Annotated in this window: 8 protein-coding genes; 1 reads left to right on the forward strand and 7 read right to left on the reverse strand. The window is 43.4% G+C overall.

Features of this window, described 5'->3' with window-relative positions; translation table 11 throughout:
- Positions 1-40: 40 nt before the first annotated feature.
- Positions 41-1,978 carry a long-chain fatty acid--CoA ligase gene (locus JWG45_RS02835; protein ID WP_205278275.1) on the reverse strand — a complete coding sequence of 646 codons (1,938 nt, stop codon included), beginning with the start codon at positions 1,976-1,978 and terminating at the stop codon, positions 41-43.
- 464 nt (positions 1,979-2,442) lie between these two features.
- Positions 2,443-4,245 carry a sensor domain-containing diguanylate cyclase gene (locus tag JWG45_RS02840; protein WP_205278276.1) on the reverse strand — a complete coding sequence of 601 codons (1,803 nt, stop codon included), beginning with the start codon at positions 4,243-4,245 and terminating at the stop codon, positions 2,443-2,445.
- Positions 4,246-4,659: 414 nt separating this feature from the next.
- Between JWG45_RS02840 and JWG45_RS02845 the strand changes: the two genes are divergently transcribed.
- Positions 4,660-7,599, forward strand: a complete 2,940-nt coding sequence (locus tag JWG45_RS02845) for an adenylate/guanylate cyclase domain-containing protein (protein WP_408611591.1) — start codon at positions 4,660-4,662, stop codon at positions 7,597-7,599.
- Here the strand turns inward: JWG45_RS02845 and chrA are convergent.
- From chrA to JWG45_RS02870, 5 genes are all read right to left on the reverse strand, one after another.
- On the reverse strand, positions 7,590-8,924 hold the full coding sequence (chrA, locus tag JWG45_RS02850) for a chromate efflux transporter (protein WP_205278389.1): 1,335 nt from the start codon (positions 8,922-8,924) through the stop codon (positions 7,590-7,592). The genes JWG45_RS02845 and chrA overlap by 10 nt on opposite strands.
- Positions 8,921-9,667 (reverse strand): class I SAM-dependent methyltransferase, encoded by a 747-nt coding sequence (locus JWG45_RS02855; protein ID WP_205278277.1) that lies wholly within the window; start codon positions 9,665-9,667, stop codon positions 8,921-8,923. The genes chrA and JWG45_RS02855 overlap by 4 nt, the downstream gene beginning before the upstream one ends.
- A gap of 44 nt (positions 9,668-9,711) precedes the next feature.
- Positions 9,712-11,148 carry a polysaccharide deacetylase family protein gene (locus JWG45_RS02860; RefSeq protein WP_205278278.1) on the reverse strand — a complete coding sequence of 479 codons (1,437 nt, stop codon included), beginning with the start codon at positions 11,146-11,148 and terminating at the stop codon, positions 9,712-9,714.
- A gap of 74 nt (positions 11,149-11,222) precedes the next feature.
- The gene (locus tag JWG45_RS02865) at positions 11,223-11,789 is read right to left on the reverse strand and encodes a tetratricopeptide repeat protein (protein ID WP_205278279.1); all 567 of its coding nucleotides are present in this window, start codon (positions 11,787-11,789) and stop codon (positions 11,223-11,225) included.
- A 24-nt stretch (positions 11,790-11,813) separates the two neighbouring features.
- A complete protein-coding gene (locus tag JWG45_RS02870) occupies positions 11,814-12,329 on the reverse strand; it encodes an LB099 family protein (RefSeq protein WP_205278280.1) in 516 nt (171 codons plus the stop codon).
- Positions 12,330-12,333 lie beyond the last annotated feature (4 nt).

Below are 12,333 nucleotides of genomic sequence, written 5' to 3' on the forward strand. Positions count from 1 at the left end.
TTTAAAAAGCAGACGTCGGTCAAAAAAGAAAAATTCGATTCTATTTGTACATCTCTTCGATTTCTTTTTTGTATTTGTCAGCCACGACGTTTCGTTTGATTTTCATCGTTTGGGTGAGTTCGTCTCCGGGTTCAAACTTCTTGTCAAGGATTCGGAAACTCGATACTTTTTCGAAATTCTTAAATCCGTTTTCGTTGGATATCAAGGATTTAATCTCGCTTTTGAATAGACTCAAAACGTCTTGATCCACGTTTAAATTCTTCACTTCGCTTAACATTTTAGAGCGAAGTTCCTTCAGATATTTTTCCAAGGCTTCCTCGTTCGGAACGATCAACGCGCCGAGAGTTTTTTGATCGTGTCCTACCACCATTGCCTGGTGGATAAACTGACTGCGGACCAAGGCGAATTCGATCGGTTCGGGTTCTAAATTCTCCCCTCCCAAAAGTACGATCGTATCCTTTGCTCTCCCTGAATATTTTAATTCTCCGGAGGTGGTCCAAGCCAGAAGATCTCCCGAGTTCAACCACCCGTCCGAACTGAGAATATCCTTCGTTTTTTCGGGTTCCTTATAATATCCCTTCATTACGTGATCGCCTTTATGCCAAGCGATCCCTTTGATTCCTGGCTCCGTAATCTCTTTTCCCTTTTCGTCCATAAGTTTGATTTGGACTCCGGGAATACAACGGCCCAAGGTTCCCACCGAAATTTCGCCTAAAATTCTTCTCGTGGAAATTCCGGATAACTCCGTCATCCCGTATCCTTCGAGAATCGGAATTCCGATCGCGTTAAAAAACAAATCGATGTATTGGGGCAGAGCCCCGGCTCCGGAAAGTGCGAATCTCAATTCTCCTCCCAATCCGTTTTTGATTTTGTTAAACGCGAGTTGCGCGATCTGGTTCGGCAACCAGAGAAGTAAAACCATCCAAAAGGAAATAAATTTTTGCCAGATAGATGCAAACGTGGATTGTTCGGCGAGATGAAATTCCAAACCTTGCAGTCTGGAAACGTGCTTGTAGTAAGTGATCGCGATCTCTTTGAACAATCCGAATAACGCCTGTTGTGCGGGAGACGAAGATCGAACCTTATCGTGGATCTTATTGTAAAGACTTTCCCAAACCCTCGGAACCGAAAGAAGAAGGGTAGGTTTGATTTCGGCGAGATCTTGGCTGAGAGTTGATATCGAAGTAAAAGCCTCGGCTCCTCCGGCTCGGATACAAACGGTTTCGACAAGTCTTTCGGCGATATGCCAAGGCGGAAGATAAGCCATACTTCTATCGGTCGGATAAATTTTGAGATCAGTTCCTTCCAACGCGCTGTCTACGTTAAAAACTATATTCTTATGAGTGAGCATAACACCTTTCGGTTTGCCCGTGGTTCCGGAAGTGTAGACGATCGTCGCAAGATCCTCTTCTCTGATCGCGGAGCCTCTTTTATGAAACTCGTCTTTTCCTTTCGATTGAATCCATTCTTTTCCTTTTTGAATCAGGTCGCTTAACAAAATGACTTCGAACGGATTTGTGTCGGCGATCCCGCCCTTTCGATCGAAAAGAATTATTTTTTTCAAATGAGGAAACGCTTCTTTCTGATTGAGAATTTTTTTCAGAGCGATTTCGTTTTCTAAAAATGCAATCGAACATTCCGCGTGATTGAGAATATAACGCAGATCTTCCTCGGTGGAATCCGTTCCACGAGGTACGTCCACACAACCGATGTTCGTAATTCCCATACTACACCAAATCCAACGAGCCCCGGAATCCGCGATCAGCCCGACCGGAGTTCCAGGTTCCAGTCCCAAAGAGATCAAACCGGAACCGATTTGTTGGACGTTCTCGTAGAGATTCTTAAAACTCAGGGGTTGGTAGTTTTTACCATCTGGTTTGTAGTATTGCGCTGTGGAATCCGCGAACTTCTCCGCGGAGGCTTTCATCACATTGTATAAGGTTTTGGATTGTATGGGGGGAATTTGACTGGTTTTCATAGCAGGGGAGAATTGTACGAAATCCTAGCTTTCAGTCGAGAAAAAATTTGATTCACAAACAAATTCTTAGCAATCTTGATTAAAACCGTCGAATTATAAATAACAATCGATATAAATCATTGAAAAAGGGGGTTCCTTGAGATCCTTCTGCGTTAGAGTTCCCACACAAAATAGTCTTATCCTTATATGAGGAATCGCAAAAGAAAGTCTTTCCAAAGAAAGGAGAAGTTTTGTAGGAATTCCTACACGGGGATTTCTTCTTGTAAAAAGTTTGATTTTCTGATAGAGAAAAGCCTCCGGAGATTTTCCGCCACCCACCCCTCCACCCGAAAATCGGGTGGGGCGCGCGACTTTTACGAAGGAGCCGTCGTAGTTCCGACAGGGTTTCTCTAAAAGCAAAACAAAAGAACATGGAAAAAGGTAGTAGCATTTTACCCCGAATTTTTAGGGCAAAGATTCAGAAATCAGTGTTGGATATGATTTCTACCGGAGCCTTTGGCTTCGTAGAGATTTTTATCCGCGATCGAGATCAAATCCTGTAAGGATTGAATCGAAGATTCTCCATTGCAAGAGATACCTATGGAAACCGTGATTTTTGAAAACTCACTTTTGAGATGAACGATATTGAGCGCTTCCACTTTTTCGAGAATATTTAGCGCAACTACGACGGCTCCTTCGATCGGAGTATCCGGAAGAATCACCGCGAATTCTTCTCCTCCATAACGAGTCACCATATCGTTGGCACGTCTGAGACTCGCTCGAATTTCTCTCGCAACCGAAATCAAAGCGCGATCTCCTTCCACGTGTCCGTATGTATCGTTGTATTGTTTGAAAAAATCAACGTCGATCATAAGCAAAGAAAGGGGGGAATGATGTCTGGAAGAACGACCCCAGGCAAGTCGAATCTGTTCGTCAAAATATCTTCGATTGAAAATTCGAGTGAGCGGATCGAGATAGGAAAGTTCTTCCAACTTCCCCGCGTATTCCGCGATTTCGTCCTTTTCCCTTCGGATCGAACGAATCCTCTCGGAGAGCGCAAGCGAAAGGAAAAGAACACTGAGTATGATTCCCGTCTGCAAAAAGGGAATCGCCGTTCCTTCTTTTAAAAAGAATCCGAATTTACTCAATGCAAAAACAAGTCCTCCTGAAAGCGTAAAAAACCAAGCCGCCAAAAAGATAAGAGCCCTTTTATCTCCGCGTAACACTTTCAAAAATGAAATCGTAAAGATAACGCTTATCTGAAGAAGAGGCAATAGGGAAGTAAAAGGAATCAGATAACGTCCAGGAAGAATCGGAATCAAAAATCCGAGAATCACCGCGGCGCCCAGGGAAAGTTTTAGCAAAAGATTGAGTATGGAAGGATTCTTTTTCGTTTCCAAAAACAGGGAAAGAAACAGAGCCATAAAGATCATCATAAAGACGATCGATTCCAAGTGAAGTTGATTGATGAACTTAGGATGATTTTGGAAGAACCATTCGAACGCATATCCCGGAAGAATGATCTGGTACAAGAGCAAGGAAAGTATAAGAAATGAGTAATATAATAAATACTTCTCCCTCAATCCCAAATATAAGAAAAAATTAAAAAATGCCATCACCGCCAAGGCGCCGAAAAACGCGGCGTCTTTTGCAAGATCATAGTTGGCTTCCCGAATTCTCGCCGTATTTTCAAAAACCGTCATCGAAAGACTGATCGCACCTTCGGTCAAAACCCGGACAACGATCCTTGTTTTCCCTTTTTTCTCCAAAGGAACCGGAAACAAAAACAATCGATTCTCGATCGGTCTGGATAAAAACGGAAGCGTATCTCCCGTATTAAATTCTCCCCGTACTCCATCCGCTCCGCGGTAATACAAATCGATTTGGTCCAAGTGAGGATAATGGAAGGCGAGAGTGAATTCCTTCGAAACGGTTTCGAGCGTTTCTATCTCAAAAACGAGCCAATAGGGAACCGGATCGTATCCGAATCCGAGAGTCGTGTTTTTTATTTCTTGAACCGGAATCTTTTGAAGTTCGGAAAAAAAACTCTCAGCTCTGTACGAGTAGTTCGGATCCCTTACGTAATAGACGGATTGAACCAGATCTTTTTTATTCGAAAAATCCGGTTTGAGGACGAGCGCGGGTTCGATTCCGAAAATCGATTCTGTGAATAATAAAAAACCGAACCAAAAAATTCTGAATTCAGTTTTTCTAAAGAAAACGAAATCAAATTTTAATTTTAGAATGGTGTTTGTCGAATCTGCTTTTTTTAGAATTCGCTTTTTCATAAAAAGAATTAGAAGTGATAGACGATAGAATCTACGATTTCACTCGGAAAGTTCTTTTGGATTTATAACAGAGTAACGCAAAAACCCGGAATTTACGCTCGTTTAAAATTCTTCTTTTCTTTCTTCTCCCTAAAATCGAAGTAAGGCGAAAAAAAGAATGTCAGTTGAATACTCTCCATCTAAAAATTTAGTCAATTTCTTTTTCTGAACGGCAAAGATTCCAGCTAAATCCTAGGTTTGCTTGAAGTCGGATAATCTTTTTGAAATCCAAGACCTTCTTTTTTACCAAGTAAAATACGCAAAATCCAATTTCTCAGGATCGAAAATTCGACGTTTGGAAAGATTATTTCGTGACTATAAGACGAGGTAAGTTTCAGATAGGAGAAGAACTACTTATAAAAGGATAACTCCGCAGTGGATACTACAGATCCGATCAATCCAAACAAATCCGGTCCAAATCCGATTCTTCAGAAGATCAAAAAAGGGTTCGGTTTATTGATCGAATTCAGTCATGTTTTCTATTTAGGGATCAGAGCCAAGTTAGCCCTTTTTACCGGCACCCTTATCGCGTTCACGGTCTTTATTCTTTCCACAATCGACGTAAATCAGCAGACCGAAATTCTCACACAGAGTTATGAAAAGGAAGCCGCAATTTCCAGACATTATATCTCCGGTCTCGTATTAGAATTGGAAAATATTTCCAGCAGTCTGATCCGCGTAGAATCCTTTCGAGAAAGAGTAAAAAGACAAAGCCAAGCTCTTCGAAAGTATCGAACCAAGGTCGTCACCCAAGAAGAAAAACAAGTCAGCCTTTTCGGATTCAAAACGAAACTTTTCGGAGTTCTCGGAAAAGAAAAAAGGTCGTCCGTCAAGGACACTTACTATTCCGTTTATCTTTCCAAAGACGACATCGAGGAATTGGAAAAGAATACAAAGTATCTTCTCAAAGATCCGAATGGTCTCGGAATTTCGGACGCGATGTATTCTAAACTTCTAAAGTTGGCCCAACAAGCCGCGATTCTCGAAGCCGATCTCAACGAACAAAAACAGAAATGGGACGAGTTAGGCGCACAAGAAGGTGCAACGGAAAAGGACAAATTGCCCATCGAACAAAGGATGGAACTTTTAAAATCGGGAATCGAAAAGGCCAGAAATCAACTCGATCATTCCATCTTAGAACTCGCTCTTCCGAAACAACACAGAAAGATAGAAGAACTGGGACTCAACATGTCTCAGTATCGAATTCAAACGTTTCCCGTTCTTACCAATCAATGGAAGGAGAATCTAACACCTTCTTTCGACACGAGAATTTTCAAACCGGACGGACCGATCAACGGAAACGAAATCCTTCCCGTGGTAAACGTGGATCTAAAAGAATCCATCTCCCGGGTTTTGTCTCTGGATTTCAGAATGGAAGCGGAGGAAAACGCATACACGATCGGTAATATGGAACTGCAGACGCTGTATTCTCCGATATTTCGAAATCAGAGTTCCACCGAAAGGGCACATCGAATCCGGGAAAAAATTCCGGACTTTACGAAACGTTATCTGCAACAGGACTCGGAAATTTCAAAACGAATCGCAGAACTTGTTGGACCTTTGAAAAAAAGAATTTCCGAACTTAAGGAGAAAAAACCTCCAATTCCTCCCTTTAAGGATAAAAATTTCAACAATCTTTATTCCAAGTATTCAAAACTCGTTCAGGAAAGGGACGCCGCATTTGAAAAATTTAGAAACGAGTTCTCTGAGGATAAGAAGAATCAGGAAGCGACCTCACAAAAGATAAAAGCGGGCAAGACCAAGTCTCCCAAAGAAAAGATATTCTTTCCCATCCAAAGCGACACGGATCTTTTGATAGACGCGTTAGGCGAAATTAGAAATGCGGGATTGGAAGATCTGATCATTTTGAGATTTAGTCAAAACTCGGGCGCGTATTTGGATTACCTGAGAGATCCGAAGATACAGTCTCTCTCCAAAGAAAGATGGGCCGCGATCCGGGAATGGATCTATTCCGGCAAAAGTGAAACCCCGACCCCTCAACTAAAAAAATTGATCTCCGACGGAATCATCGCAAACTCAAGAGGAGAAGCGGAGGAAATTCTTTGGAGTTTAGATTCTAAACCGCTTCTTTCCGAAACCGGAGACGAGGTTAGCTCCAATCTTCTTTCCGCAAACCTTTCCGGAATTTCAAGAACCCTCGTGGATCGAACGGAAGGCCTGGAGATGATTCGGAAAAACCGGAATTCGGCGATTGCGACGGCGATGCTCATCTGCGCGATCGCGATTCTTCTTGCAATTTTGATTTCGGGTTTTGTAGTTCAGAAAATCAAACGGATCATCTTTCACGCTCAGGAAGTGGGACACGGAAATCTGGAAGTTCATTTCGAACAGGGTGGCCAGGATGAGCTGGGAACTCTCACGGAGGCCCTCAACTCGATGGTTTACGGTCTCCGAGAAAGGGAAAAGATAAAGAATATTTTGGGAACGATGATCGATCCCGTGGTTGTCAGCGAAGCGATGGTGGATCTTGCGGCATTAAAACGCGGGAGTGAAAAAAGAATCACCGCTTTTTTTTCGGACGTAGCAGGTTTTTCGAATATTAGTGAAAAGTTAACTTCCGTCGAATTAGCGTCTTTGTTAAACGAATATCTTTCCGCGATGACGATCGTCCTCAAAAAACACGGAGGTGTTTTGGATAAATACATCGGGGATGCGATCGTGGGAATTTTCAACGCACCGGTGGAAATAGAAGACCACTGCCTCAAAGCCGCTCGAGCCTCCGTTGAGATGATCGAAAAACTCGATCTTTTACGCCAGGATTGGAAGGCGAAAAAAGCTTATATCCAGGAAGCGCAAGAGATGACCTTTCGGATCGGACTCAACACCGGACTTGCAAAAGTAGGTTTTATGGGGACCGATTCCATTTCGGCTTACACGATGATGGGAGATACCGTCAATCTCGCGGCAAGACTCGAGGCCGCGGGGAAGGACTACGGAGTTAATATCCTCATCGGCGAATCGGTTCAACACGAGATTAAGGACGAATTTTTCACAAGGCTTTTAGACGTAGTCCGTGTCAAAGGAAAGAACGAACCCGTAAAACTCTACGAACTCGTGGGAAAACACGACAAAATTTCCGAAAGAGTCGAAGCCGCCGCGCTCGAATTTTCAAAAGGATTCGAAGCCTATCTCAATCGGGAATGGTCTCTCGCCCAGGAACTTTTAGAAAGTTCGCAGATAACGAGAGGAGCAAAAGATAAGGCGGCGATTCTGCTCATCGAACGTTGTGAAGATTATAAACTCAACCCGCCTGAAAAAACCTGGGACGGAGTTTACACAAGAACTCACAAATGAAAAAGAACATCGGCGGCCAAGAAAAAAAGGCCGCTGAAGAATATCCAAAAAATGGAATATTCTTTTTTGAGTTTGAGAAAAACAAGGCTACAAACCGTCCAAACCACGGGCGCCCATCGAATCAAATAAAGCGGGTTCTGAAATTCAGATCCCGCTATTCCTTCCTGCAAAAGAATCGACTTTGCAAAATAAATTCCTAAATAGAGAATCACTCCGCAGACGCAGGCGGTCACGTAACTTAGTGCAAACTTTAGAAGCGCCGATTCTTTTGTTTTTTCCACAAGACTCGCACCGCCGAGGATAAAGATAAATGAAGGCAAAAAAGTATAATACGCCGTTAAGGATAAGCCGAATAAACCCGCGGTCACACTTTCAAATCGATAAGCTCCCGCCAAAAAACCGATAAAGGTCAGAACCATCACAAGCGGGCCCGGAGTGCTTTCTCCAAAGGAAAGACCGTCTAACATCTCTTTGTTGGAAATCCAGCCGGCCTTGTCGACGGCAAAGTCGGCAACGGTGGGAAGAATCGCGTAGGCTCCGCCGAAGGTCAAAAGCGCGGTTTTTGTAAAAAACAAAATCAGTTCTTCCCAAAATCGGAAGTCGGATTTTAAAAAGAGTAAAATACCGAGAATCGGCAAAACCCAAAGGATCAAACCGACACTCCCGACCTTACTTATCTGTTTTAAAATCTTGGAGTTTTGTTCCCTTCTTTGATCCAACCTCGATTGTAGGTCGATGATTCCGGGAGGAGAGTGTAAAGCCGACGTTTGTAAAGAAGCGCCGGATTCTTTTTTAGAAACGTAAAAAGAAAAAATCCCGAACGTCAAAGAAGACAGAAGAAGATACGGATAAGGAATCGAAAAAAACAACATCCCAGAAACGGTAATTAAAAAACAAAATTTTTGTCCGTTGGATCTTAAACTTTTAAGAAGCAGATTTGAAAATGCGAGGAGAATGATCGCAAGAATCGCCGGTTTGACTCCGTTTAAAAACGAAATTACGTAAGGAATTTGTCCATAATAATAATATAATATACTAATCCCGATAAAGATAAGAACGGAAGGAAGAATAAAAAAAAGGCCCGCCAAAATTCCTCCGCGAACGCCGTGAAGAATCCAACCTAAATAGGTGGCGAGTTGTTGCGCTTCCGGACCGGGGAGAAGCATACAATAACTCAATGCGTGCGAGAACCTTTCTTCGGAGATCCATTGTTTCTCTTCCACAAGGGTTTTGTGCATTAGGCTGATTTGCCCGGCGGGTCCGCCGAAACTCAACCAACCGAGTTGAAACCAAAAACGAAACGCTTCTCCAAGAGAAGGAATCAAGAGGGAAGTCTCCCGATACGAAAGAAAAGGGGCCATTCCACGGTTCTTGTGTTTACTTCTCCCCAGGCGGAACGCAAATCGGATTCGATCAAAATTACCGGATCACTTTCGTTTTTTTGAATGTATTTTTGAACGCTCGACCAGGTTCTTAAATACCCGAGGACTTGATCGACTGTCCATTCTTCTTTCATGCTAAACGTAGGGGTGGGGACCTCTTTAAAAGGGAAGGAGATCGTTTTGTATTCCTCTTCCACGTATTTTCTTTCGGGGGGCCAATAAGCTCCTACGATTTCTTCGTAGAGTTTATCCACGAGAACGTCGACTTCCGGCGAAATTCTATGCATTCGATATCCCCAGATCGCGAGAATCCCGTTCTTCCTTCCCACACGTTGTGCTTCTTTGAAAAACGGTTCAAAATCGAACCAGTGAAAGGCTTGTGCGACCGTGATCAAATCTACTTCATGATTTTTTAATGTAGATTCTTCGGCTTTTGCGACGCGGTATTCGACGCGAGGATGAAATTCTGCGTTTGCGATTTGATTCGCGCTGGGATCGGTTGCGATCACCTTGTCGAAAAATTCTGCGAGAGAAACCGCGGCTTGACCGTTTCCGGTTCCACAATCCCAGACGACCTTTCCCTCAGGGGCAAGACCTTTTAGATAGGAAAAAAGTTCTCTTGGATAACCGGGGCGGTATTCGGAGTAAGACGAGGAGTGGGAAGAAAAATGATCTCTGAAACTCATACTCTCAAGATTTCAGAGATCATCACAAGGACTCAAGTCGGTTTTTAAAAAGTTCCGTCCGGATGTTTTTTAAATTCTTTTTGATTGATAAAAAGATATTGGTATTGAATCGGTTTTCCTTCCTTGGTCTTCGCTTGAATCATCAAGGGAAGAAACGTGGATTTTTTCGCAAAGTCCGGAATTCGGATCGTATAGTCCGGAGATTTGTTTTCGGAGATCACATCCTTACTTTTGATTTTGATACTCACCGACTCCGGCTGTACTCCTTCGAGATGAATCTTAAATTCCTGACCGGTTTTTACCCAAGATCCGTCCGCAATGGAAATGGAAATCTTAGGAGGAGGGGCCATCGTTAGTATCGCATTGAACGCGGACTGGGATTGTCCCCAAGGAACCAATGAACGATGCACGTTATAGACCGGGGTTCCTGGAACGTTCTTTCCGGGATTGACCGTAAAGGCCATTCTGTAACCGATTTCTTTTGCCTCTTCGATCACACGAGGATCAAAAAGCCCGAAAGGATAGGCAAGATCCACGACCTTTCTTCCGGTTTTGGCTTCTAGGATTTGTTTGGATTCCAATAGCTGTTTGCGAATCAACGCGCGACTCATCGTAGGAAGTTTCGGATGATACAATGTATGAGAACCCAAATCCAAAACCCCGCTGTCGAGAGCGGTCTTCAGTTGTTCCCAGGTCAAGTAGTACTTCTTACCGGAAGAGATGATCGTAGGATAGATAAAGATCGAAGCTACAAAATTATACTTCTTTAAAAGAGGAACCAACTGCTCGAGATGTGTTTTAGAACCGTCGTCAAATGTAAGAAGAATCGGCTTCTCCGGAAAGTCCGCAGGTTTTTTACCGGAAAGATACGCATAGAATTGATCCAAACGAATCGGTTTATAACCTGCCGCCTTGAGGAACTTAAACTGTTCTTCGAGAAGATTCGGATGAAGATTGTATCCGCCCATAGGACCGCCTTCCGGCGCCAAATGATGATAACAAAGAACGGGAACTCCACCCCCCGAAACGGATTCGATTCCTTTTGTGGAATAACTCGGAGTAGAGGGAGTGTCGTCCTGAACCGTGGGAAGGGCGTCTTCGTATTTTTTCTTGGATTTAGAAGCGTTGGATCTCTTCGCTTCCTTGTTGTCTTGAATCTTAGAATTTCTGGATTTTTTACGAAGTTTTTTTTCTTCCGATTTGGAAACACCCGCACCTACGTCGACGGTTTCCGTTTTTTCTTTGGGTGTTTTTTTGGAGACGATCTCGGGAGAATCCTCGGAGGAGGAAGGACGCTCTTTCACAGAACGTTCGGACTCCGATTTTTGAGAAGTTGAAGGAGGAGCCTTTCTTTTTTTGGGGGGATTTAGAAAATCATCTACGGGAGAAGCCGTCAAAATCGCCGGGATCAAAAGGAAAAGAAGCCCAAAGATAGAAAGAGTGGTTTTTACATTTTTGGAAATAAATAGTTTTCGTTGCATTCCGGAATCCGGGAAAAGAGTCTTCGGTTAGTCTTTTGAAGCCCCTTTCCCAGGCAAGCCATTCCCGGAGATTTCTAATGGCAGAATTTAACGACAGATTTCGCCGCTTCTCGATGTCCTAAAGATTCGGCTCGTTTCCAATCTCCGCATGCGTTCTTCTTTTCTTTGACCGCCCAGTTGGCAACCGCACGATTATTGAGGGCATTGGAATAATTCGGTTTAAAACGAATCGCCGAATTGAAATCCTCGATCGCGCCCCGATAATCCGAAATTTCGATTTTTGCAAAACCTCGGTTGTTGTATGCGATCGCGTAATCCTGCTTTTTTTCGATGGCTTGGTTGTAATCCGCAATCGCACCTTCTTCATTTCCGGACTTACTTTTGGCAAGCCCTCGGTTGTTGAGTGAGGAAGGATTGGCCGGATTCGCGTCCAAGTCCCTGGAATAAAACTCGATCGCAGAAGGGAAGTCCCCGTTCTTAAACTTGGAATTCCCTTCCTGAAAAGGGTTGCGATTCGATTCTCGAAAGGAAACCGATTCTTCCGTCTTCTCCTGTTCGGAAGAACAAGAGAAGAAAAGAAAGAAAGTTAGGCAAAACAGGGGCTTTGCTAAAAGTTTCGATCGAGAAACGAAAGGGTCCATACAAAATAAGTCTCCGAAAGAAGCTTATTTCCCTTCCTTCTCCCGAATCAATCTCTTTAAGACGGATTCACTGTGTGCACAGAGCTTCAAAATCCCCGTTTTGGCGGGTTTTTGTCTGTCCAATTCCAGGAGTTGGCTTGCAAAGCGGAATTTGCGACGGATGTGATTCACTGCAGGGATGGAAGTTTTGAAACTTCTCGCCAACTCGTGATCGGTCAGACCTTTCAAGTTGAGATCGAAAAACTTCGCGAGCTTATCCTTATCCCAAACAATCTTCTGATCCGTTCGGTAATAATTGTGTTGTTCTAATCGTTTGCTGTTGCGTTCGTAAGAACCTTGATTCCTCTTCTTTCGCCAGAAGGGATGTCGGTTCCTCGCATACTTGATATCATCGATCGTATATCCGGTGGACGTAAGCCATTCCGAAGTGATACTAGATTTTTTTGGACCGGTAAGCTTTGACTTAATCGATAACTCGATGTATTGCTCCGGTGTTGATGCTGAAAGTAGTTTCCGTTTTTCTTTTTCGTAGATTTCCATATCT

It is taken from the genome of Leptospira ainlahdjerensis (assembly GCF_016919175.1).
Classification (GTDB): domain Bacteria; phylum Spirochaetota; class Leptospiria; order Leptospirales; family Leptospiraceae; genus Leptospira; species Leptospira ainlahdjerensis.

Excerpts from the sequence above, each read along its gene's own strand:
- JWG45_RS02870 (WP_205278280.1), bottom strand. The coding sequence starts at position 12,329 with ATGGAAATCTACGAAAAAGAAAAACGGAAACTACTTTCAGCATCAACA.
- JWG45_RS02840 (WP_205278276.1), bottom strand. The coding sequence starts at position 4,245 with ATGAAAAAGCGAATTCTAAAAAAAGCAGATTCGACAAACACCATTCTA.
- JWG45_RS02855 (WP_205278277.1), bottom strand. The coding sequence starts at position 9,667 with ATGAGTTTCAGAGATCATTTTTCTTCCCACTCCTCGTCTTACTCCGAA.
- JWG45_RS02865 (WP_205278279.1), bottom strand. The coding sequence starts at position 11,789 with ATGGACCCTTTCGTTTCTCGATCGAAACTTTTAGCAAAGCCCCTGTTT.
- JWG45_RS02860 (WP_205278278.1), bottom strand. The coding sequence starts at position 11,148 with ATGCAACGAAAACTATTTATTTCCAAAAATGTAAAAACCACTCTTTCT.
- JWG45_RS02835 (WP_205278275.1), bottom strand. The coding sequence starts at position 1,978 with ATGAAAACCAGTCAAATTCCCCCCATACAATCCAAAACCTTATACAAT.